This is a genomic window from Thalassoglobus sp., from assembly GCF_048270125.1.
GTDB lineage: Bacteria > Planctomycetota > Planctomycetia > Planctomycetales > Planctomycetaceae > Thalassoglobus.
In genome coordinates this window covers 65,894-89,043 of the sequence record NZ_JBLWTN010000024.1, presented here as the reverse complement: position 1 = coordinate 89,043, position 23,150 = coordinate 65,894, and the positions used below count along the sequence as shown (strand labels likewise).

Annotated in this window: 16 protein-coding genes; 10 read left to right on the top strand and 6 right to left on the bottom strand. The window is 50.0% G+C overall.

Going from position 1 to position 23,150, the window contains the following annotated elements; translation table 11 throughout:
• Positions 1-24 precede the first annotated feature (24 nt).
• From ACN0YR_RS20070 to ACN0YR_RS20040, 7 genes are all read left to right on the top strand, one after another.
• Positions 25-1,077 (top strand): integron integrase, encoded by a 1,053-nt coding sequence (locus ACN0YR_RS20070; protein WP_417851001.1) that lies wholly within the window; start codon positions 25-27, stop codon positions 1,075-1,077.
• A 285-nt stretch (positions 1,078-1,362) separates the two neighbouring features.
• Positions 1,363-3,072: a chaperonin GroEL gene (gene groL, locus ACN0YR_RS20065; protein WP_417850999.1), complete on the top strand. Its 1,710-nt coding sequence runs from the start codon at positions 1,363-1,365 to the stop codon at positions 3,070-3,072.
• A gap of 97 nt (positions 3,073-3,169) precedes the next feature.
• On the top strand, positions 3,170-3,460 hold the full coding sequence (gene groES / locus ACN0YR_RS20060; RefSeq protein ID WP_417850998.1) for a co-chaperone GroES: 291 nt from the start codon (positions 3,170-3,172) through the stop codon (positions 3,458-3,460).
• Positions 3,461-3,673: 213 nt separating this feature from the next.
• Positions 3,674-5,293 carry a chaperonin GroEL gene (groL, locus tag ACN0YR_RS20055; protein ID WP_417850997.1) on the top strand — a complete coding sequence of 540 codons (1,620 nt, stop codon included), beginning with the start codon at positions 3,674-3,676 and terminating at the stop codon, positions 5,291-5,293.
• Between the two features lie 304 nt (positions 5,294-5,597).
• Positions 5,598-6,731, top strand: coding sequence for a molecular chaperone DnaJ (gene dnaJ, locus ACN0YR_RS20050; RefSeq protein ID WP_417850996.1), 1,134 nt, complete (start codon positions 5,598-5,600; stop codon positions 6,729-6,731).
• Between the two features lie 367 nt (positions 6,732-7,098).
• A complete protein-coding gene (grpE, locus tag ACN0YR_RS20045) occupies positions 7,099-7,647 on the top strand; it encodes a nucleotide exchange factor GrpE (RefSeq protein WP_417850995.1) in 549 nt (182 codons plus the stop codon).
• Positions 7,648-7,802: 155 nt separating this feature from the next.
• Positions 7,803-8,087, top strand: coding sequence for an FmdB family zinc ribbon protein (locus ACN0YR_RS20040; RefSeq protein ID WP_417850994.1), 285 nt, complete (start codon positions 7,803-7,805; stop codon positions 8,085-8,087).
• A gap of 226 nt (positions 8,088-8,313) precedes the next feature.
• Here ACN0YR_RS20040 and ACN0YR_RS20035 read toward each other — a convergent pair whose 3' ends face one another.
• The 3 genes from ACN0YR_RS20035 to cls all read right to left on the bottom strand — a co-directional run bounded on the left by ACN0YR_RS20035 (position 8,314) and on the right by cls (position 12,943).
• Entirely contained in the window at positions 8,314-9,555 is a 1,242-nt protein-coding gene (locus ACN0YR_RS20035; RefSeq protein WP_417850993.1) for a PQQ-binding-like beta-propeller repeat protein, read from the bottom strand.
• A gap of 220 nt (positions 9,556-9,775) precedes the next feature.
• A complete protein-coding gene (locus ACN0YR_RS20030; protein ID WP_417850992.1) occupies positions 9,776-11,284 on the bottom strand; it encodes a sugar ABC transporter ATP-binding protein in 1,509 nt (502 codons plus the stop codon).
• 216 nt (positions 11,285-11,500) lie between these two features.
• Entirely contained in the window at positions 11,501-12,943 is a 1,443-nt protein-coding gene (gene cls, locus ACN0YR_RS20025) for a cardiolipin synthase (protein WP_417850991.1), read from the bottom strand.
• 354 nt (positions 12,944-13,297) lie between these two features.
• On the opposite strand from cls, the gene ACN0YR_RS20020 reads away from it, so the two are divergent.
• Positions 13,298-17,074: a S8 family serine peptidase gene (locus ACN0YR_RS20020; protein ID WP_417850990.1), complete on the top strand. Its 3,777-nt coding sequence runs from the start codon at positions 13,298-13,300 to the stop codon at positions 17,072-17,074.
• Positions 17,075-17,173: 99 nt separating this feature from the next.
• Here ACN0YR_RS20020 and ACN0YR_RS20015 read toward each other — a convergent pair whose 3' ends face one another.
• Positions 17,174-17,659, bottom strand: a complete 486-nt coding sequence (locus ACN0YR_RS20015) for a hypothetical protein (RefSeq protein WP_417850989.1) — start codon at positions 17,657-17,659, stop codon at positions 17,174-17,176.
• Positions 17,660-17,741: 82 nt separating this feature from the next.
• A complete protein-coding gene (locus tag ACN0YR_RS20010; protein ID WP_417850988.1) occupies positions 17,742-19,244 on the bottom strand; it encodes a hypothetical protein in 1,503 nt (500 codons plus the stop codon).
• Between the two features lie 309 nt (positions 19,245-19,553).
• Here ACN0YR_RS20010 and ACN0YR_RS20005 point away from each other — a divergent pair, with 309 nt between their 5' ends.
• Positions 19,554-20,645 (top strand): hypothetical protein, encoded by a 1,092-nt coding sequence (locus tag ACN0YR_RS20005; protein ID WP_417850987.1) that lies wholly within the window; start codon positions 19,554-19,556, stop codon positions 20,643-20,645.
• A gap of 97 nt (positions 20,646-20,742) precedes the next feature.
• Here ACN0YR_RS20005 and ACN0YR_RS20000 read toward each other — a convergent pair whose 3' ends face one another.
• The gene (locus tag ACN0YR_RS20000) at positions 20,743-21,711 is read right to left on the bottom strand and encodes an NAD-dependent epimerase/dehydratase family protein (protein ID WP_417850986.1); all 969 of its coding nucleotides are present in this window, start codon (positions 21,709-21,711) and stop codon (positions 20,743-20,745) included.
• Between the two features lie 338 nt (positions 21,712-22,049).
• Here ACN0YR_RS20000 and ACN0YR_RS19995 point away from each other — a divergent pair, with 338 nt between their 5' ends.
• The gene (locus tag ACN0YR_RS19995; RefSeq protein ID WP_417850985.1) at positions 22,050-23,102 is read left to right on the top strand and encodes an AAA family ATPase; all 1,053 of its coding nucleotides are present in this window, start codon (positions 22,050-22,052) and stop codon (positions 23,100-23,102) included.
• The last annotated feature ends 48 nt before the right edge of the window (positions 23,103-23,150 follow it).

Sequence of the window (23,150 nt, the reverse complement as noted above, 5' to 3'; positions counted from 1 at the left end):
TCAACAGAAAAGAGGAAAGTTGTGATGCGTCAAGATGTTGCGTCGAATAAACCTAAGCGGCAATCACAGAATTTTCATCAACGTGATCATAACGGACGCCCAAAACTCCTTGATCAGATGCGAGAGAAGCTACGCACGATGCGTTATGCCTATCGGACTGAAGTCAGCTACGTCAATTGGGTTGAGAAGTTCCTCCGATTCCATCGGGATTCAGATGGTCGCTGGCGTCATCCCACGACTATGGGAAATCTGGAGATTGAACGATTTCTGAGTCATCTTGCTATCAATCGCCGAGTCTCGGCATCGACGCAAAAGCAAGCATTATGCGCCATTGTCTTTCTCTATCAACATGTGCTCGAAATCAAACTTGGAACGATCAATGTTCAACCAGCGAGCCGTCCGCCTCGAATCCCTGATGTCTTGAGTCAAGACGAGGTCGCTGCGCTGCTTTCGGAAATCAAGCATCCAACCTACTTGCTGATGGCACAACTGATGTATGGCAGCGGATTGAGACTGATGGAGTGCTGTCGTCTTAGAATCAAGGATGTGGACCTCAAGCGGATGCAAATCATTGTTCGCGACGGTAAAGGAGGAAAAGATCGGGCACTCCCATTGCCAGAAATGTGTGTTGAACAACTGAAAATCCATATTCAGCGTAGCATCTCAATGGCTCAAGAGGATGAAGCGTTGGGGACTGCAGGCGTTTCGCTGCCTGATGCTTTTGATAGAAAATCCCCGCTGGCTGCGCATTCTCCGAGTTGGCAGTATGTCTTTGCTTCCAGATCGCTCTGCAAAGATCCTCGGAATCCACAAGGACCATTCTATCGACATCATGTACACGAGAATTCGCTTCAAAAAGCGGTTAAGAAAGCCGTGACCAAACTTGGAACCACAAAACGAGTGGGCTGCCATACATTTCGCCATTGCTTTGCGACACACCTTCTGGAGAATGGGGCAGATATTCGAACAGTGCAGCAGTTGCTCGGACACAAAGATGTCTCGACCACGATGATCTATACGCATGTCCTGCAGAAGGGTGCCTGTGGAGTGCGGAGTCCACTGGATGTGGTTGGCTGAGCGTACGTGAGCGAGTATTGACCGTGGCGAGACTGTCAGGTTGTCACTCCTTCCGAGTCAATGACGAATCTCTGCCAACTCGGCAGGGAGTGCGGGGCATTCTCAGAGGTGGTTCTATCCAAGTTGTTGCTTCCAATGAACTTACGGGTGTTCTCAAGCTGTTGGCACAGAGGTTGCATCTTTGGTGAATCTGTATGTTTTATGTGACAATTCAGGCAGTCGTCAGAGGTGTCTGGATATTGTGTGGTCAAGTCTGGCATCTGCAACGCTGGATGAGGAGCAGCCGTGGCCAAGTTATTGAGCTTCGATGAAGACGCCCGCAAACAATTGCTGGCAGGGGTAACTAAACTGTCTCGCGCCGTTGCGAGTACCCTCGGCCCTCGTGGTCGAAATGCAGTCTTAGACAAAGGTTGGGGTTCCCCCAAGGTCACCAAAGACGGTGTGACTGTCGCAGAAGATATCGAACTTGAAGATAAGTTCGAGAACTGCGGTGTTCAACTCGTTAAAGAGGCAGCTTCCAAAACGGGAGATGTCGCGGGTGATGGAACCACAACGGCTACAGTGTTAGCTGAAGCTGTCTATCGAGAAGGATTGAAATTCATTGCTGCCGGTGCAGCCCCGATTGCTCTCCAGCGAGGAGTGCAGCAGGCGGTTGAAGCAGTGACTGAGTACTTGGCGAAAATCGCCAAGCCAGTCGATGCGACCGACAAGAAGGCAATCGAAACCGTTGCTACCATTGCAGGTAATAACGACAAGGAAATCGGCAAGATTCTGGCTGATGCCCTCTTGAAGGTCGGCAAAGATGGCGTGATTACGGTCGAAGAAGGCCGTGGCATGGTCACCGATGTTGAACTCGTCGAAGGGATGCAGTTCGAACGCGGATTCCTGTCGCCTCACTTTGCGACAAACGAAGATGAGCAGGAAGTTGCCCTTGATGGCTGCTACGTGCTGATCAACGAAGAGAAAATCAGCAACGCCCGTGACTTGGTTCCATTGCTGGAGCAAGTTTCAAAAGCTGGCAAGCCATTGCTGATTATTGCTGAAGACATTGAAGGCGAAGCGTTGGCAACACTGGTTGTGAACAAGCTTCGTGGAATCGTCTCAGTCTGTGCTGTGAAGGCTCCCGGGTATGGTGATCGTCGCAAGGCGATGATGCAGGATCTTGCGATTCTGACCGGCGGGAAAGCTTACTTCAAAGACCTTGGTGAGAAGCTGGAAGATATTCAGCTGGAAGACCTTGGAACAGCAAAGCGAGTTCGCATCAATGCCGAAAGTACTACCATCGTTCAAGGTGGCGGTAAGAAAGGCGATGTTGAAGGACGAGCTGCCCAGATTCGTGCTGAGATTGAAACGACCGACAGCGAATACGATCGCGAAAAACTTCAGGAACGCCTGGCGAAACTCGCTGGTGGTGTTGCTCAAGTGAATGTCGGTGCGGCAACCGAAACTGAGATGAAAGAGCGCAAAGACCTGATCGATGATGCACTCGCTGCAACGCGGGCTGCCATTGAAGAAGGAATTGTTCCAGGTGGCGGAGTTGCTTTACTTCGTTCCGTGGAAGCTCTGAAGAAACTGAAAGTCAAAGGAGACGAAGGTCTCGGCGTTCAGTTGATCAGAAACGTTCTGGAAATGCCTCTCCGTAAAATTGCTGAGAACGCAGGATTGGATGGAGCTGTTGTTGCAAATACCATTCGTAAGAGTGACGACATCAACTTCGGCTACGACGCATTGAACGAAAAATATGGCGACATGTTTGAATTCGGTGTCGTTGATCCAACAAAAGTCGTTCGGTCTGCACTGCAAAACGGAGCAAGTGTTGCTGCGTTGCTCATGACAACTGATGGGATCGTCGTTGATGAACCTGTCGAAGAAGATGACGACCATCACCACGATGATCACCACGATATGGGTGGCATGGGCGGAATGGGCGGCGGAATGCCTGGTATGGGCGGCATGGGTGGAATGGGTGGCATGCCTGGAATGGGCGGCTTCTAGGTTCCCCGTGAGGTTCGCTCACGGAAAGCTTACTAAGTAAAAAACTGTCCGGTGAAACCCGGTCTTCATAAATAGATAGTCAAGGAGTTAAATCGAGATGACACTCAATCCTCTTGATGATCGCGTTGTTATCCAGGCTTTGGATGCGGAAGAAACCACAGCTGGTGGAATCGTTCTTCCCGACTCAGCGCAAGAAAAACCACAACGTGGTAAAGTGATTGCTGTTGGTCCGGGACGTTTGCTGGAAAGCGGTGAACGTTCAGCAGTGAGCGTTGTTGTTGGTGACGAAGTTCTGTTCGGTAAATACGGCGGAACAGACATCGAAGTTGATGGCAACGAGATCAAGATCCTTCGTGAAGGCGATATCCTCGCTAAAATCGTTGGTTAGACCCGATTTGGAAAGCTGTGCAATGAAGACTTTTCAAGAAATTTGAGAAGTCCAAAGCAGTTTTTCAGTCAACGTTCAAATTTTTGACGAGGACATTGGTTTGTCCAGTGTCCTCGTTTTTCGATACATAAACTGAATGACAAAACTGAACGGAAGTGGCGGAATTCATGTCTGTCAGTTGACGTCATTGACTTTCAACGAGGAGTCCTCGAGGTGGCCAAACAATTACTTTTTGATGACCGTGCCCGCCTGAAGTTGCAGCGCGGTGTCAACACACTTGCCGACGCGGTTGCCGTGACAATGGGACCGACTGGTCGCAATGTGATCATCGATAAGAGCTTCGGCAATCCGGTTGTTACGAAGGATGGAGTCACGGTTTCGAAAGAAGTCGAACTCGAAGACCCTTACGAACACATGGGTGCAAAGCTTGTCAACGAAGTGGCAACCAAAACCAGTGATGTCGCTGGCGACGGAACCACAACCGCGACAGTTCTCGCGAGAGCGATTTACTCAGAAGGTTTGCGCAGCATTTCGATGGGAGCAAACCCGACCGTCGTTCGCAAAGGCATTGAAAAAGCTGTCGATGCTGCAATCGAATTCCTGGAAGAGTTCGCTCGACCGGTTTCTGACAAAAAAGAAATCGAACATGTCGGAGCCATTTCAGCGAATAACGATTCAGTAATCGGAAAACTCATCGCAGATGCGATGGAGCAAGTCGGTCGCGATGGTGTCATCACCGTCGAAGAAGGAAAATCAAGCGAAACGACTCTCGAACTTGCAGAAGGAATGCAATTCGACAAAGGGTACATTTCGCCTTACTTCGTGACCGATGCCTCAGATATGAAAGCAGTCCTCGATGATTGCTACATCCTGTTGCATGAGAAAAAGATTTCAAACCTGCGAGAATTCATTCCGCTGCTTGAAAAGATTTCTCAAACCGGCAAACCACTGTTGGTGATCGCAGAGGATGTTGATGGCGAAGCACTCACAGCATTGGTTGTGAACCGTCTTCGCGGCATCCTTCCTGTTTGTGCAGTGAAAGCTCCAGGTTTCGGAGATCGCCGCAAAGCGATGCTGGCCGATATTGCAGTTTTGACTGGCGGGACTCTGATTTCAGAAGAGCTCGGAATCAAGCTGGAAAGTGTTGAACTCGATCAACTCGGACAAGCTTCGAAAATTGAAGTCGGAAAAGATTCCTGCACAATTATCGGCGGTGCCGGTACTCAGGAAGCAATTCAGAAACGTGTCGGCCAAATCAAGCGACACATTGAAGATACCGACAGCGAATATGATCGTGAGAAGTTTCAGGAACGACTCGCCAAAATGACTGGTGGAGTTGCCATCATTTCGGTTGGTGCGTCGACTGAAGCTGAGATGAAACAGACTAAAGCACGAATGGAAGATGCTTTGCATGCGACCCGTGCTGCGGTTGAAGAGGGCATCCTCCCTGGTGGTGGTGTGGCTCTTCTGCGTTCTATCGAAGCGATTTCGAACGTCAAAGCCAAAGGCGATGAAAAGATTGGTGTCAAGATTATCGCTCGTGCACTGGAAGCTCCAATTCGCCAGATTGCGAATAACTGTGGAGTAGACGGTTCAGTCGTCGCTGACGAAGTGAAAAATCTTGAACACCCAACCCACGGTTACAATGCCGCCAACGGAAAATATGGTGACATGTACAAAGCGGGTGTGATCGATCCTGCGAAAGTTGTCAAAAGTGCCTTGCGTTATGCAGCATCCATCTCCGGATTGATGCTCACAACACAAGTCCTTGTGACCCGCACAGATGATCTCGAAGGTGGTGAAAAAGCCGCTGTCGAAGGTGCTGTTCGATAGTCGACATCTTCCGAAACATGTTACATGTCGCGGAATGAAGAAAAGGTTCATTGAACCTCGCGAGCCACCGTTTACCCGGTGGCTCGTTGTTTATGTGGACATCACACTTTCTGCGATTCCTCGTGTTGAGGGATCGGTCAGTATAGAACCACTCCGGAAATCTTTGGAATAGCCACTTTTCTCAACGTTTAAGAGTGCAATTTCAAGTTTCAGGATCTGTTCTAGGGATGCTCCAACTCTTACTGAGAACCATACTTGTGAACGAGCAGCTTTGTCCTGCTCGACGAACTCCCTGGATTGTTCCATGGCGACAAAACGTTGTTACTACGAAGTCCTCGAAGTCAGTAAGACTGCGTCGACTCAAGAAATAAAAAAATCGTACAAGAAGATGGCGCTTCAGTACCATCCCGATCGTAACTCCGATGACGAGAATGCGACCGAGAAATTCAAGGAAGCTGCTGAAGCGTACGAAGTCCTCGGTGATGATGAGAAACGTCGCCGGTACGATCAGTACGGCCATGCTGGAGTTCAAGGTGCTCGCGGCGGGGCTGGCGGATTCCAGGATGTCGGTGACATCTTTGAAGCATTCGGAGACCTTTTCGAAGGCTTCGGCTTCGGTGGTGGACGTCGTGGCGGCGCGAGACGAAGTGGGCGTGGATCGGATCTGAAGACCAGCCTTGAACTTGATCTCACCGAAGCTGCCAAAGGTGTTGAGAAAGAAGTTGAAATTCAGCGTAAGAAACCTTGCGGACGCTGTAGCGGTTCCGGTGCAGAACCGGGGCATTCACCCGAAACCTGCGACTACTGCGGCGGTCATGGGCAAGTTGTACAGTCACAAGGTTTTTTCCGAGTTCAAACAGCCTGTCCGACTTGTCGGGGTTCGGGCAAAGTCGTCCGGCATAAGTGCAACAACTGTTATGGATCAGGTCGTGAAGATGAGCGAGTCACCCGGACGGTAACGGTTCCTGCAGGAATTGATACCGGTCAGCATCTTTGTTTGCGTGGCGAAGGTGAGGCAGGTGTCCAAGGTGGTGCCAGTGGCGATTTGTATGTCGAAATCCGAGTCCGTGAGCATCCGATCTTCCATCGTGAAGGTTCTCATTTGCTCTGTGAAATTCCGATTTCCTATTCGCAGGCAGCTTTGGGGGCGATGATTGAGATCCCCTTGATTGATGGTCAAGACACGCTAAAAATTCCAGCGGGGACACAACCCGGACATCTGTTTCAGATACGTGGCAAAGGAATGCCCGACCCAAGAGGGCGTCCTCCTGGGGATTTGCATGTTGAAATTCAAGTCGTTGTTCCCAAAAAGCTCAGTGAAGAACACCGTGAACTTCTGATGAAGCTTGCCGACTATGAAGAAGCTGAAGTCCATCCGAACCAGAAGAACTGGTTTGAAAGACTCAGAGATTTCGTGACTGGTTCGGAAGGAAGTTAAGAGACCCGGCGATCCCATTGAACTCATGTTCGTGATCTTCGCGAGCATGACAGGCAATGATCATGCGATAGAGCGACTTGCTCTACTGTGTGCCCGGGGAGAACGTGTTTGTCTAGAGCAGTTTGCTCTGCCATTTCCCCGTGAAGAACGCATTTCTCTAGTAAAAATGCTGTTCGCCACGAGGCAGAACCTGCAAACCAATTCGAAAGATGCTCTAGAAATTCAAAAATTGCGATCGTTTTTTCAGAGTTCGAAATTCAGTTGAGTCCGTCTAAGACGGAAGATTGAGATTATCGTACTGACGTCATTCGTCAGATCAACAGAATGTGTGTCGGAAATCCGACGACCCATTGAGAGCAAGAAAGAGATGTCGACCGAAAACCCAGAGAATAATCTCCCACCAGAAGAGTTGGATCAGGTTGATGAGGCTGCGGATGTTGGATCCGAAGAGTCTGTCGATCCGATTGCGGCACTCGAGCAGGAACGTGATCAGTTTCGTGATCAGTTTTTGCGCACAGCCGCAGAGATGGATAACTTCCGGAAACGAGTGAATCGTGAACGCGAAGATGACCGCAAGTATTCCAACTTCGGTTTAATCAGCGATTTGCTTCCAGCGATCGACAACTTGCAGCGAGCCATCGATGTCGTCTCCAGTGACGAATCGGCAGCAAGCGTATTGCAAGGCGTCGAAATGGTTCTTAAGCAGTTCGAAGAGATTCTGATCAGAAATGGTGCAGAATTTATCGATGCTCAAGGTCAGCCATTTGATCCGAATTTGCATGAAGCGCTACAGCAACGTCCGACCGAGGAAGTTCCGCCAATGACCGTTGTTGAGGTTCTTGAGCGGGGAGTGAAGATTCATGACCGAGTGATTCGCCCAAGTAAAGTGATCGTCTCGACCGAACCCACTGATTAGAACAGATCCCGAAACCTGAATTTCCTCTCTTAAACAGAGAGAAAATTGACCATTCCATTCGTTTCTGGACTGTCTCTAACCTGAATGATGTCTGAACCGCTTTGTTATAGCGTGAGCAGCAATTCCAACATCTCGTTTTAACAGAAGTTACATCAATGCCTACTTACGACTATCGATGCAAAGACTGCGAACATACTTGGGAAGAATTCCAGTCCATCAAAGCTAAGCCTACAAAAAAATGCCCAGAGTGCGGAAAGCGTAAAGCAGAACGTATGATCGGTCCCGGGGCTGGCATTATCTTCAAAGGTTCCGGTTTCTATGAAACGGACTACCGCTCCGACGCTTACAAAAAAGATGCGGCAGCGGATAAGAAGAAAGCGGAGCCTGCCAAAACAGAAAGTAAATCCGATTCAAAACCGAAGAGCAGTTCCGAGAGTTGATACCAGTAAGCAGTCCCAAGCTTACGCGGGTTTAACTCATGAATGTTTGTCAGGTAGATGACCGGTTGATGATGAACTCTTTTGAGAGATGAGATTGAAATTCAGAGGCACACAGTAGAGCAGTTTGGCCTACCGTGTGCCCCTCTGTAGTTCACGCTTTCCCAGTAGAATTGCTGTGTTTGATACGCGCTATGCCTGAACACCGATTCGGAAAATTCTATTGTGCTTAACGATTGTTCCCTTTTGGAACATTCACTGCGACCAGAGTTCCGGAAGCATTCCGTCCGTAGATACGGCCATTGAGAAAGATCGGGACGGTCCAGCACCGTCCACTCAGGAATGGAACTCGTGCAATCTCCTGAAAGCTTTCAGGAGTCGCTTTGGCGAGAATCAGATCTCCATCCTCGGATAAAGCCAACAGCTTTCCGTCGACAATCATCAGCGATCCGCAGCCCATGCCACGCTGCTTCCAGGCGATCTCGCCTGTTTTCATGTTCATGCAAGTCAACTGTACGACACGACCCAGATTTGAGTTGCCATCGAAACCGTACAAGTTGCCATCGAGTAAAATGCTGTTGTTGAAATGGTTTCGCATACCACGGTTCTTGTAGACCTGTTCAAGATCGCTTCCCGTCCAGCGGTACAAAGCACAACCGACATTGTATCCCGCGGAGATGTAAATCAGATTTCCTTGAACAATGGGAGTTGTTGAATTGGTCCGAAACGGAGACTCCCAAGGTGTCTGAGCAATTTCCTGGCCCGAGTCGGCTGCGTAGACTCGCAACGCATCGCAGTCCAGAGTCACGATGTAGGATTGCTCGTCTTCTTTCATGAGTGCTGCTGAGCCGTAACCTGCGGTGTGTTGACTCGACTGCCATTTCTTTTCGCCTGTCAACTTGTGGTACGAAACAACCCGCCCCGCTTCGAGGAGAATTTGATCCTTGTAAATGTAGGCGGAGCTTGTGAATCCCCATTCGGGCAGTATTACATCGAGATCCTTCTGAAGATCTTTTTGCCAGATGATCTTTCCGGTCTCAGCTTCAAAGCAAAATAGCTGACCTTCGCGCCCGACCGTGTAGACGAGACCATCATGAATTGTTGGAGTCGATCCTGGTCCTCCTTCGTGCAGGTTGTCAACAAGTTGGCATGGATACTTGTGAGACCACAGGATCTCTCCGTTTTGCTCACTCATGCAATAGACATACTCTTCTCCATTCACATGCCCCATCGTGAATAACCGGCCGTCATCGATTGAGATGGAACTGAATCCGATTCCAATCTCTCGCTTCCAGGCGACGGGGAGACCTGAGGTCGGCCAGTCTGTGCTCCAGTTCGTTTCGGTCGAAATTCCGTCATGGTTCGGGCCCATCCATTGTGGCCAGGATCGCTCCTCAGCAAATGACAGAGAGCAGACCAGAACGAAGAGTATCGAGTAGTCCCACCGCCAACATTTCTTCCTGAATTTCATCTCAACGTCCTGGTTTTATTAATGTCATATTGCAGTTTTCGAGCACTTATCAAGTGGTCCGGAATCTGGTGAACCGGGGGCCTGAATTGGCCTCTCGAATTGTGGGCCTTCGTGATTCTGTGCAGATCAGACTGTCGTTGCCACTCAGTATTTTGTCAATCAGAAGAAGTTGTTCTCTTTGAATCTTTTGGGTTCCAGAGCGAATTGGCAAATGAGAAAATCAGTCAGCCAGCTTCGTTGCCAGTTCCATGATACGTTCTTCGCTAAAGTCTTTTTTATCGAGTTCTCCGGTGAGGTGTCCTTCGCAAAGGACGAGAATGCGGTCGCAAAGAGTGATAAGTTCTGGGAGTTCGCTGGAAGTTACAATGATGGCAAGACCGTCTTTGCAGAGGTTGTCGATCACTTGATAGAGTTCCGCTTTGGCACCGACGTCGACGCCACGAGTCGGGTCGTCGAGAAGTAAGACCTCTGGTTTGGTTCGCAGCCAGCGAGCGATGATACACTTTTGCTGGTTTCCTCCGGAGAGGCTTGTGATTGATGTCTCCGCAGTGGCTGTCTTGACTCCAAGTTCGTCGATCGACTTTTTTGCTGCTGCGGTTTCCGTTCGAGAGTGAACGATGCCCGCCGAGACTGAATCGGGTAGTGTGCAGATTGTGATGTTCTCTCGCACAGACATTTGCTGAAAGAGTCCGAGACGTTTTCGGTCTTCGGTCACCATCGCGATGCCCGCTTCTTTCGCTTCCGAGGGGTGTCGAAAGTTGACGAGTTCTCCATTGAGAAGAATGCGGCCTTCGGGAAGGTCTTCGCTGGCTCCAAAAATGCATTCAAGTAACTCAGTACGACCAGCTCCCATCAAGCCGGCGATCCCGACAACTTCACCTTTTCGCAGTGTGAACGAGACATCTTTCAGCCTCCACCCGCGAGCATGTCCGGGCCAGGGAAGCGACAGGTTCGAGACTTCGAGAACCGGCTCAGTCGCTTGGCGGCCTTTTCCGAGGCTGATCAATTCAATCTCTCGTCCGACCATCAAGTGAGTCACCTCTTGAGGTGTGGTCTCTTCGCGATTGAGCGTTTTGACGTGCTTCCCGTCTCGTAAAATCGTGATTCGGTCCGACAGTCGAAAGACCTCCTCCATTTTGTGAGAGATGTAAAGAATTGTTACTCCTTCATTCCGGAGCATCTCGATGACACGGAACAGCCGCTCAACTTCTGTTTCGGTGAGTGCGCTGGTCGGTTCATCCATAATGAGGATGTCCGATTTCAGGGAGAGCGCCTTTGCGATTTCAACGAGCTGTTGGTCACCCACACGAAGTTCGCTGACGTTTTGTCGTGGGTGAATTTCGCATTCCAGTTGATCAAACAGGGTTTGGGATTCTGCAAACATTGCCGCCTCGTTCAGAAAGAACGAATGACGGATTTCACGGCCCAGAAAAATGTTGGCTGCGACGGAGAGTTCCTCAACCAAATTCAACTCTTGATGAATGATGCTGATTCCAACGGATTCAGCATCGCGTGTTCCGGTGAATGCGGTCTTTGTTTCGTTGACGAAAAAATCTCCTTCATAGTCGGTTAAGACTCCTGAAAGGATTTTCATTAACGTGCTTTTTCCAGCTCCGTTCTCGCCGCAGATTGAATGGAATTCTCCTTTGCGGACATTAAACGAAACGTCGTTCAGCGCAACCACTCCCGGAAACCGTTTGGTGACATGTTGAAAGTCAATCGCCAGCATCGAGATCATCTTCGGTCAGAGATTTAAGATCAGCATATCTGAATCATCCAGACAGCCTGAGTCTATTGTTCTGATATGAAGTACGTCAAATTGCTGGTGAGCCTCTCAACGTTGGATTGAGAATTTGATCAAAGCGGAGAGCGAATTTGATTTAGTCTCAGTTGAGTGAATTCAGTGAACTTGCAGATTCACAAGCTCTGGAGATGATCGAATCACTTACAGATAAGGAGTCGCCAGGCGTGCGATTCCATCTCGCAATTTTGCCATTGAGGAACGAGCCGCCAGGTCCTCCATTGTCATCTCTTTTGAAATGGCAATTTTCTCTTCGATTACTTCTGAAAGCTGCGAGTTGAGTTCTTCGCCATAACATTCGACATTGAACTCAAAGTTCAGACGCAAACTTCGAGGGTCCCAGTTACTTGATCCGACAAGCGACCATTCACCATCCACCAGCATGACTTTTGTGTGATCAAATGGAGGTGGAGATTGGAAGACTTTACAGCCTCGCTGGAGGATGCGGCCGATCGGGTCCATGGATGCCCACTGAACCGCTCGGATGTTTACCTCTGAGGGAACGAGGATACGAACTTCGACTCCCCGCATAGCGGCGATGTTCAGAGCGCTCACAAGCTCTTCTTCTGGAATGAAATAAGGAGTGACGATGTCGACAGAGCGACGTGCAGAGGAAATCGCCCCGAGCATGACAAGCTTGATATTGTCGATATCGGCATCTGGTCCATCAGGAATTCCTCGAGCCCAAGTCTCCCCGATAGCTGGTGTCATTCGAAACCATTTTTCTGCCGGCAAATCTTCGTTTGCTGCAAATTCCCAATCTGCCAGAAACGCATCTTGAAGGTGGTCGACGACTGGTCCATCGAACTGGAAGTGAATGTCCTGCACCGGGTAAGTGCTGCCAGGTTCTTCCAGACAACCTTCCCGAATGTTCATTCCGCCGGTAAAGCCGACCATCCCGTCAACAACCAGGATTTTTCGGTGGTTTCTCAAGTTCGCGTAAGCTGCCAGAACTGGAACGTTCGTGGGAAGAAAAGTGGCAACCTTTAATCCACGCTCTCGCATCATTTTGACTGACGTCGGTTTGGAATACCGGGAGCCAACGTGGTCCACAAGAACGCGGACTTCCACCCCACGTTCTTGGGCTTCGACTAATGCATCGATGAACTTCCGGCCTGCTTTATCGTAATCAAAGATATAAGAGCAGAGCCCAATGGTGCTTGAGGCGTTCCGGATGGCATCTAACATCGCAGCGTAGGCACGGGCTCCCTTGTTGAGGGGCGTGATTTTGTTTCCTGGGAGGAGGTCAAAGCCTGTGATTGACTTGCCAATATTTGCGAGCTGTTGGTTAAACCGAAACGGACCTAAATCAAGGTCTGCGGCCTGGCACGATTTCCGCGCTTGATCACAGGCGGATTGCCTGATTTTGTCCAGGATCTTCTCACCCCGTCGCTCGATGCGATTGATTCCAAACAGATAATAGAGAATGGAACCGATGAGAGGGGAAAGCCAGATCAGCCCGACCCAACCGATCACGGCCCGCGTTTCCTGCTTTTTCAGGACGGCATGCAAACTTGCCCAGACCGCAAAGCTACGTTCGGTCAATGCGAGGGAGACAGCGAGAATCGGATAGTCGGAAAGTGTCATACAGCAACGGATACCAAACGTGGGTGACAAGTACAATTCAGGACTGAAGAATTCAGGATGACTTTGAAGAAGTGTCTCCGAATTCTCGTTTTGAAATTTTTGTGTAAGCCTGTGAAGGGGTGTGAAAAGCGTTTAACGTGTCAGATTCGGTTGTCATATCAATGACGATTATTCCTTTCAACTCGAAGAATCGGCCTTTCATGTGGTCGAAGTCACGGCGATGCTTGTTAGTTTGCGATGTTATCAGGACTTCACTGACCAGTAAGATAGTGTCAAAGTGGCATCATTCTCCGTAGTGATCGCCAAGTGCTTCAATAGATCAATCACGACGAACTCAGAGACTGGACCGCCATCATGGCACGTTTTGCAATCCTTACTGTTCTCGCTGCGTCTCTTTTTCTCAGCCACCATCACCCGTCTGGTCTTGCTGATGAAACCAAACAGAGCGCGAAGAAACAAGAGCTGAAAAAGCCTTCTGAGCGGAGCTATCGGTCAGAGGCATTGCTCCCGAAAACGGAGACCGGAGCGGTTCGCTTCCTGAAGGCGAATCCGAAGTTCGACGGTCGAGGAGTGATCGTTGCAATTTTTGATACGGGGGTTGACCCCGGTGCGGCTGGTCTTCGAGTCACCTCCGACGGGAAACCGAAAGTGATTGACATCATCGATGCCACCGGGAGTGGTGACGTGATGATGTCTGACGAAGTCGAACCTGAAGATGGGAAGCTGACCGGGCAGACGGGAAGGACTCTCGCAATCAATAAAAAGTGGAAGAATCCCTCGGGGAAGTACCGACTTGGGTTGAAGGCAGGATTCGATCTTTTTCCGGCGCCACTGGTTTCGAGGCTGAAAAAAGAGCGGCTCAAAAAGTGGAACCAGGCTCAGCGTAAACGCGAAGCAGATCTCCTCTCTCAGCTTGAGGACAAGAGCTCTTCAATCGATAAAAAAGAACTTCAGGCTCGGATTGACGTGCTTCGATCTGCTCAGAAAGATTACGAAGATCCCGGGCCAATTTTTGATTGTGTGACGTTTCACGATGGGAAAAATTGGCAAGCTGTGATCGATACCGATGAAGATGGGGACCTTGCAGATGAAGAATTGTTGACTGACTACAAAGTCAATCAGAAGTTCGCAAACTTTGGAGATGCCTCGAAGCTCAATTTTTCTGTGAATCTCTACGAGAATGGAAAACTCCTCTCGATCGTGACTACGACCGGAAGCCACGGAACACACGTTGCCGGAATCGTTGGAGCAAACTATCCAGAAAATCCACAACGTAATGGACTCGCACCGGGCGTGCAGTTCATTTCGGTAAGTATTGGCGATTCGCGACTAGGGGGAATGGAAACCGGGACAGCTCTGATTCGCGGCTTGAAACGTGTTGCTGAGATGAAATGTGATTTGATCAACATGAGCTTCGGCGAACAGGCTGCCTTGCCGAACCAAGGCCGATTGATTGAGGAGTTCAACAAAATTGTTCGAGACAAAGGTGTGATCTTTGTCTCCAGTGCTGGGAACAGCGGACCTGCGCTGACGACTGTTGGAGCACCGGGAGGGACGTCATCAGCTGTGATTGGTGTGGGAGCGTATGTTTCTCCTGAGATGGCGAAGCAGGAGTATTCGCTTCACGAAGCGGTCCCGGGGTTGCCGTATACCTGGACCTCGCGCGGCCCGACAGCGGATGGAGATTGGGGAGTCGACTTGTTCGCTCCCGGCGGTGCAATTGCTCCGGTACCAGCTTACACATTGCAGCCCAGCCAGCGCATGAACGGAACATCGATGGCATCCCCGAATGCCTGCGGAAACATCGCGCTCATGCTTTCCGGCTTGAAACAGGAGGGCAAGGAATATACGCCGTTCTCCATTCAACGAAGCTTACAGGCAACATCCGCTAAAGTTGAAACAGTCGACAAGCTCGCGCAAGGTCCCGGTTTGATTCAAGTTGACAAAGCTTATGCCCATCAACTCGAGCAAGCCTCCGCTGCCGAGGCGATTGAGATTGATGTCGAAATCTCATCCCGAAGCAACGCGCGTGGGATTTACATCCGTGAAGAGTTCGAAATGAAAAAATCGGTGGGATCAGCAGTCCAGGTGAAACCCCGCTTCCACGACAGCGAGTTGAACGACAATCTCCTCGAGTTTGAGATTCCGATCACATTAAGTGTTGAAGCAGACTGGGTCAGCGTCGGCAGCCAATTGCTGCTGACCAATGGGGGAGCCAGTTTTGGAGTGGTCGTGGATGCGACAGGCCTCAAACCGGGATTGCACACTGCAGAAGTTGTTGGAGTTCATGCTGAACATCCTGAGCGTGGGCCACTTTTTCGGGTTCCCATCGTCGTCACAAAGCCTGAGAAACTCAGTTCAAATCAATTCAAAAAGAAGATCAAATCCAATGCTGGAACATTAGTTCGCACATTTCTAACACCTCCGATTGGAAGCCGCTACGCAGAGCTAAAGCTGACGAGAAAATCCGGAAACGGCTCAGGTTTCTTCTACTTACACAACCTGCAACTTGTTCCCAGTGAATCGTTTGAAACCCACGAAACTAAATCAACCACTTCGCTTTCACCGGGAGAAGTCTTCGTTAAAAAGATTCCTGTGGTGGCTGAGCGAACATTGGAACTATGCCTGTCTCAATACTGGTCGAGTCTGGGTGAGTCGGATCTTGAACTAGAGGTCTCCTTTGGGGGGATTGAACCCTCTCTCGATATGCTCACCCTGCCAAGCCGTGGGGACGCACTCCCTTTGGATCTGACTGCGCGTCTTCAGTTCGAGAGAGTCAAGTTGTCCGGGTCGCTGACTCGTTGGCAGAGGCAACTTTCCCCGGTGAAATCCGATATCGAATTGCTCAGCGATGAGCGTGACGGACTTTGGGATGATCAGGGGACCTGGAAGATGGTGTTGGAGTACAAGTTTGAATTGGCTTCGAAAGCGAAGATACAACTCTCGAATCCGCTGCTGACTCCGCTGATTTACAGCTCGCCAGTTGATGCACATTTCATTCAGGTCTTCGACAAAAATCAGCGACCTGTGCATACCGATGACATGTTCCCGGCTGACTTCTCGGCGGAAAGTGGTGAGTATCTGGTTCGTGTCGAACTGCGTCATCTGGACCGCAACGCACTTAAAAAATATGAGCAACTTCCACTTGTGATCGAGCAACCGATAGGACGTGTCGGACTGAAATTCTTCGAATCTCGCCTCGATGCAATTCAGAACATCAAGGCCCAAAGCAGTGCCGAGTTGACTGTTGGAGAACAAGTTCGGTTCTGGTTGAATCTCCCATTGTCGCAGTCTCTTCCGAAGGGTGTCAGCAATGGTGATGTGCTGGTTGGTGAAGTCAGCCTCTCGGGTGACGATCCGAATCCAATTCCCGTCCGCCATGTTGTCAGCTCTGTCACTACCAAGGTCAAAGCTGAGGCGAAGACAACACCTGTGACTGACCTCGTGAATGCAGAGCAGAAGTTTCTGCTTGAGTCCTTGCGGACACTCGATTGGTCGAAGCATCAGCCACAAATTGAAGAGATTTCTGATCGACTCAAAGAGCTTGGGAAATCTGATCGGCAACTGCTTGTCGCTCGCCTTCACCTTGCTGATTCGGTGGACCGCAAGGAGCGACTCGGTGTTGTTGTCGAGCTTGCCGATGAAGTGATTGACTCGGTGAAGACCAACAAGCTGGCTCGCTACTTTGGTCGGAAGCATTCACCGAAAACGGCAGAGGAGAAAAAGCTTCACCAGGAGATGGAAGCTGCGAAGCGAGATCTGATTGATGCTTTGTATCGTAAGGAGCGGGCTTTGGCTTATCACGAACTTCCCGATGTGCTCGCGAAGCACCCGATTGAAGATCAGGAAAAGCTGGATCGGGCATTCGAAAAGAACTTCCGAGAGTTGTCGTCCTGGGTTGACACGACTTCGAAGGAATATTTCTTGCTGCACTCTCGCCGCGACCGTCGAGAAGGAAACTACGCTCAAGCGATGCAGCTACTCAACAAGCATTCCGGGTCGGGACAACCTGTCTACTTGTACCACAAGAAACGCCGGGATCTTTATGAGTTGCTCGGCTGGAAAGATTGGCAACAGTCCGAACAGAATTGGATGTTGCGATACTTCCCGGAAGGCCCGCCTAAGCCATGATGAAGACGTGTCACCAAGGCTGGAAGAGTCGTGGCGACTCAGTAGGAGCTACGTTTCCTTGAGCAGCTTTTTGTTCGAATTCGGCTATTGTGAAATCATTCAAGAGCGAGCCAGAAGAGCGAATGTCATTTCGGCGAGCTTGTCGGCATCGTCAATCAGGATGAGTTCATCTTTTCGCTGGTTTGTTGTGTCTTCAGAATCATCTGAGAGTGTGCTGTAGTCAAGTTGCTGTCGACTGGCAAGGACGACAGCACCTTCTCGCATCAGCCGAACGATGCGTTCCGAGCGACCACCAAGACCGGGAGTGTGTTGGTTCCCGCATTCAAAGGTGATCGTGTATTCGCTCTCACCCAGGTGAATGCTGACATGATTCTGAAGGTCTTCGGCGAGTTGCTCACAGAACTCGTTTGTGAGGACTTCCGGTTGCGATTTCAGCTTGAGCGAATCAGCACCTGTGACTTTCCCATCAGCCCGCCCAGCCAATGCAAGACTGACTGCATTCCACAGGTCGACGATGGTGACCGGGCAATCAATGACCCGAAATTGATCGAGGTCGACTTCTTGTAATAGTGCAAGTTGACTCATTTTCTTCTCCACAAGTTCAATGTGATCTTTGTCGTGCTGTTCATCATTTGATGAAGTGTCATCTCACTCCGGTCTTTGCGAATCATACACAATCGGAGTCGCCAGGTAATTGAAACGATTCAGCAACAGGGATGAAGCAATCGCTCCACCATGTTCTCATATCGGTTGCCCAAACTGCGATGTCTTCAACCAGCCTCTGAAATTCCCCCTCCAGGTTTTTTTTGTCACGATCTGGCCCCGGATAAGATTCCGGGAGTTCCAGAATCGCATTACGAAGCCCTGTTGGATACAGGTCTTTATTCAAAAGGACGAGTTCCTTGGCACTGGGGAGACCATCTACGGCAGCCGCCATGACTGTTCCAGCATAATACTGACTCGTCTCAGGGGAGACCAATTCAGTAAGGGATTTTCGGCCTGCTTTCCAGATGGCATTTCTCAATTCTGGCGAGTTTGGTAAGCCCTTCTGGATCGTTTCCTTCAATTTTTTATCCTTGAGCATGTCGAGGCCGGCGATGCCGAAGAAGAGGCGGGGCAAAAATTGTCGAGCGTGCCATTGGACGTCTAGAAAGGTGGCCCCATCTGGATGTCTTCGCTGCTCGAATCGAATTCCGAGGTCCGCTTTGGCCTCCTTTGGAATTGTTTCACGTCGAATGGCCTCTAGCCAATGATCGTCCGACCACGACGCTAATCCGCGAAGGTTCGACATCTCAGCGTGTTGCTTCAGAAAGAGTGCGTTCGGAATGAAGCAGGCACCGGACAATAGCTGGTTTTCAACATGCGGCATGACCTTTTCGACCATCACATCAAGAGTGTTAGAAATTCTCTGGGCACTCAGGAAGTCAAAATAAGCATCAAGTGCTACCGGTTCCGGATCCGGTTCCGGCGTGATCGAGTTCTCGGCAGATTCGTTGTTTCGTATGGCTAGAGCATCCGCGAGTTGCATGAATTGCAGAACACGAATGCTCGATTTGTCGTACACTCGTTCATCGGTGTACGCTCCAGAAACCGCAAAGGGTTGGTGAAGGTTTTCTTTTGCCGTGTTGACGAGTTGTGTCACGAGAAAGGCAACTCGTTCAAGATCGGTCGCATCCTCCAGGACGTCTTGGTCCAGATTGAAAACAGGTGTGTCGGGATGGCTGAGGGCGAGAAGATCACGAATTAGCTTGGGCCCTGTATACCCAAGATTTCCCCTTTCTCCGGCAGCGAATTCATAGAATCGACCTGTGAATTGTGTCTGATGTTTCTGTTTCATCCCTTCGAAGAACGGGAGCAGATCGGCAGCGTGGAGAAGCGTGACACCAGCGGCAGCAGTCTTTGCAAGAACAGCATCAAGTTGATTCCGAGCTGCTTGAAGTTGATTTTGAATCGCTTGTGAGAGGGCCTGTTCGTTGGAATCAACCCATCTCGCGAGATGGTGGTATTGTCCATCTTCAATGAAGAGGACCATGCGAAAGCTGCTGAAACTTTCCAGTTTCGAAGCCCGTCGCACCAGTCGGGCAAGCCTTGAAACGGACTCAGGTTTGTTCAGGTCTCCTGCATTGAAATGGCAAAAACCGATTGCCAGATGCGGTTGGTTCGTTTTCATTTTTGCAGTCCGTGTTGAAATTTCAAAAACATGAGGGGAGTGTCTTTGCGATCTCTTTCTACATTAATGCCCGATTATTTATGCGGCAATGCTGTTTTTGCGGATCACAAAGGTTTGATGGATGTTGATAACATTTTCTGAAATTTGATAAGATGAGGCTTGGCTGTCTCTGTGGTCCATCTGCTTCGATTCCTTTTCAAAGGGGATCAGTCCGAAGTGTCAACGGAGTAACAAGAGGGCAACAATTGTCGTTTACAGTCTGATGAGTAAAGCTCACCAGAGCATCGTGAGATTTCAGGAGATTGTGGGATGTCAGGTACCAGTCAGATGAGTTTTTCTGCGAACGATAAAATCTCGAACATGATTGACATGGAGGCACGCCGTGTCGGGAGCTACACGGAACTCGAAAAGAAAATTGCAGAGGCCAATTCGCACCGCCCCAAGAAGAAAACAATCAATCACCAGAAGCTGAGAGGGATTGGAGATCCCGCAAAAAACAACTCAATCTATTTCGACGAACTCGAAATTCTTGACACCTACTTTCGGATGCACGGAATCTCTTTGGCGAAAGAACTCTTTCAACCGCCCACATTGATCGAAGCTCTTGGAAATTCTGGACCGGTCACGTTTCTTATTCCGTCACGAAATCGAGATCATGAAATGCGAGTCGACATGTCCGAATGGGACGTGAAGGCGTTAGCGGAATTTACATACAGCATTGGTCAATCGGGAACGCGACAACCGAAAATTAATATTCAGGAAGTTCCGTATCGTCCAGAGGTGTTTGAGAAAGGGAACCTTGATTTCAAACAGGAAGAGTGGTTTAAGCATCTCGATGAAGACTATGGATCGATCGTCAGCATCTCGAGTCCGCGAGCGTCTCATTCGAGTGAACTCATGTTAGCTAAGATGTTTGAACTCGAGCCAATGGCAACAGGCGTCGATCTCGCGGATTTGCCCTTTGCGTTTGTGTGGCCAAGTGAGAAGGCCTTTAGAAGTAGCTTCTCAGTCTCGATTGAGAGGCTGCAGCAGGAGCAGAAATATCGGCAACAACTGAGTTCGGTTCGGGACGATTCTTACTTACTCGTGGCAAACGGCAGGATCTACGAATCACAACGGACAGGTAAGGGCCTTCGCCATGAATACGGCGTTCTTGTTGCACAGTTCCAGCAGAATGGTCTTCTGGTCTGTACCGCTGGTTGCACAGGATCTGCCGGTTTGGGAGTGGTTCAAGCTGCTCGAGAACTGATTGTGTCTACCCGGGAACGGCGTTCCGGCCAACGTTTCGAGCCGATCTGGGCTGTCGTGGAAGTTCACATTCAGCCGACTCGCAACGCAGCCGATCCACGGGAAGTTGTTGGACACCGGATTTTGCCGAGAAGCGGTTTCGACGAAGCTTAGAGCATTTCGTTGCTTGTCATGTTCGTGAAGCTCACATTCATAACTTCATCGACTGCTCGTCACGAGATTGAAAGTGAATTCCAATGTTCGAGTGGTTCTACGAAGAAGACCGCTTCCACTCGATGATGTCGTCCAGAATCTGGCCGAGTGTCATTTGCGGTTTTTTCCCGATGGTGGCTTCCAGCCGAGAGACGTCCGGGACTCTTCGTCGGACATCTTCGAAGTCTTTTCCGTAGGCGTCGCTGTATTCGACGTACTCGATCTTAACATTCGGATCGATACGTTGAATGACTTCGCGAGCGAGCTGTTCGATGGAGATCGCCTGATCGCTGCCGATGTTGTAAATGTTTCCGACTGCAGCGTCGGAGTTGGTCAAAGTCGCGATGCAATCGACGATCTCTTTCACGTGAGCAAAACAGCGGACTTGTTGCCCATCGTCATATACAACGACCGGTCCACCGTTGAGTGCCTGATCAACGAAACGTGGAATGACCATGCCGTAGTTGCCGACCTGTCGTGGACCGACAACATTGAAAAACCGACCAATCACAACTGGTAGATCGTATTTTTTGTGATGTGCCAGTGCGAGGAATTCGTCAATCGCTTTGGAGCATCCATACGCCCAGCGTGGTTTTGAAGTCGGACCGAAATGGAGATCTTCCTCTTCGTCCCATTTCTCTTTGGGGTTCTTTCCGTAAACCTCACTCGTGGAGGCCATGAAGAATCGACAACCAGTCTGGGCAGCCAGTCGGAGTAATCGCTCTGTTGGATAGATGTTTGTTTCGATGGTTCGAACGGGATCGTCTGCCACAATCTTCACCCCAACAGCCGCTGCCAGGTGATAGATCACATCGACGCCGATGACGGCTTCGGAAAGCAGTATTGGGTCCGTGATGGAACCTGTGACCATCTTCAGGTTGGGGTGGTCCTGAACATGTGCAAGATTGTTCTGCTGACCGGTGGAAAAGTTATCCAGAATGATGACCTCGTGCCCTTGGTTGAGCAGGAGTTCTGTCAGATGGCTGCCAATGAAACCAGCTCCACCAGTAATTAAACACTTGGACATTTCGGACGCTCCGGTTATTTGCCATCGAGAAAAAGGAGATGACGCGAAAATCGTGAAGAGTATTGAAATGCGGCTCCATTCGCCAGAGCCGTGTTGAAAATGATGTCTGCGTTCTGCCACGTTGGTCTGTGCGATTTTCCACATGAAACGGACTCTCTGCCGGCGCAGGAAAATGAAAAAGTTCCAGCTGAGAGAATTCTCGTTTTTTAAGGCTACTTGAGCTTTGAGCGAATTCACCGGCATGGATTGAGGATCGCCTGTCTCATTTGTTTCCCGTCCGCTGCTTCCTTACACTCTTGACGTATTAAAGTTCATTGAATTGAACAGTCGGTCACGGAATGGCTTCTCAAGAAAGTTTTTTAATGACTCAGGTTCAGGAATCAGACAAGCTGGATGACCAGGAACGGGCTGCGCGGTTGGTCGAGGTGTGCCAGAAAGTTCGCACGCAAGTAGGGCGGATCGTCGTCGGTCAGGACGAAGTGGTTGAACAGTTGCTGATTGCAATCTTGGCTCGCGGGCATTGCCTTCTTGAGGGTGTTCCCGGTCTCGCCAAAACATTGATGGTTCGGTCGTTGGCAGAAACGATGAACCTTGGTTTCAATCGCATTCAGTTTACTCCCGATCTGATGCCAGCAGATATCACCGGGACCGATATCATTCAGGAGAATCGAGAGACTGGCCATCGAGATCTGGTTTTCGAGAAGGGTCCGATCTTCACTCAAATGTTGTTGGCGGATGAAATCAATCGAACGCCTCCCAAAACACAGGCGGCGCTGTTGGAAGCGATGCAGGAACATGAAGTGACTGTCGGTGGGAAGACGTATCGACTCGACGAGCCGTTCTTTGTTCTGGCAACTCAGAATCCGATCGAGCAGGAAGGAACCTATCCGCTTCCCGAAGCGCAAAGAGATCGGTTCTTGTTCAATGTCATCGTTGATTATCCGAGTCGGGAACAGGAAGGAGATATCATCGATCGCACGACTTCGACGATCGCTGCCAGGATTGAGGCGGTCGTTACAGGCAGTGAAATTATCGATTGTCAGGAAACAGTCCGCCGGGTTCCTTTGCCAGAGCATGTTAAAAACCTTGTTCTCGATCTCGTCAGATCGGCTCGTCCAAAGGATGAGACGACCGCTCCCTGGGTTCGCGAATTAATCGATTGGGGGCCTGGTCCCCGCGCGTGTCAGCAACTTGTCCTCGCTGCGAAGGCGAGAGCATTGTTGCAAGGGCGGTATCATGTGACTCGCGACGATGTGGAGATTCTTGCCTTTCCTGTTTTACGTCACCGAATTGTCCCAACCTTCAATGCGGAAGCTGAAGGTGTGAGTGTGGATGATTTGATTCGGCGACTCATTCGAGAACTCCCGGCAGCTTCGAAACAGTTGCTGTAGTTGTCTCTCAAGTTTCCCGCTTCTTCCTTCCGCCTCGCTTTAGCGTGC

Bases quoted from the DNA above. Each gene is read 5' to 3' on its own strand.
- ACN0YR_RS20070 (WP_417851001.1), top strand. From the start codon at position 25: ATGCGTCAAGATGTTGCGTCGAATAAACCTAAGCGGCAATCACAGAAT.
- groES (WP_417850998.1), top strand. From the start codon at position 3,170: ATGACACTCAATCCTCTTGATGATCGCGTTGTTATCCAGGCTTTGGAT.
- dnaJ (WP_417850996.1), top strand. From the start codon at position 5,598: ATGGCGACAAAACGTTGTTACTACGAAGTCCTCGAAGTCAGTAAGACT.
- grpE (WP_417850995.1), top strand. From the start codon at position 7,099: ATGTCGACCGAAAACCCAGAGAATAATCTCCCACCAGAAGAGTTGGAT.
- ACN0YR_RS20040 (WP_417850994.1), top strand. From the start codon at position 7,803: ATGCCTACTTACGACTATCGATGCAAAGACTGCGAACATACTTGGGAA.
- ACN0YR_RS20035 (WP_417850993.1), bottom strand. From the start codon at position 9,555: ATGAAATTCAGGAAGAAATGTTGGCGGTGGGACTACTCGATACTCTTC.
- ACN0YR_RS20030 (WP_417850992.1), bottom strand. From the start codon at position 11,284: ATGCTGGCGATTGACTTTCAACATGTCACCAAACGGTTTCCGGGAGTG.
- cls (WP_417850991.1), bottom strand. From the start codon at position 12,943: ATGACACTTTCCGACTATCCGATTCTCGCTGTCTCCCTCGCATTGACC.
- ACN0YR_RS20020 (WP_417850990.1), top strand. From the start codon at position 13,298: ATGGCACGTTTTGCAATCCTTACTGTTCTCGCTGCGTCTCTTTTTCTC.
- ACN0YR_RS20015 (WP_417850989.1), bottom strand. From the start codon at position 17,659: ATGAGTCAACTTGCACTATTACAAGAAGTCGACCTCGATCAATTTCGG.
- ACN0YR_RS20010 (WP_417850988.1), bottom strand. From the start codon at position 19,244: ATGAAAACGAACCAACCGCATCTGGCAATCGGTTTTTGCCATTTCAAT.
- ACN0YR_RS20005 (WP_417850987.1), top strand. From the start codon at position 19,554: ATGTCAGGTACCAGTCAGATGAGTTTTTCTGCGAACGATAAAATCTCG.
- ACN0YR_RS20000 (WP_417850986.1), bottom strand. From the start codon at position 21,711: ATGTCCAAGTGTTTAATTACTGGTGGAGCTGGTTTCATTGGCAGCCAT.
- ACN0YR_RS19995 (WP_417850985.1), top strand. From the start codon at position 22,050: ATGGCTTCTCAAGAAAGTTTTTTAATGACTCAGGTTCAGGAATCAGAC.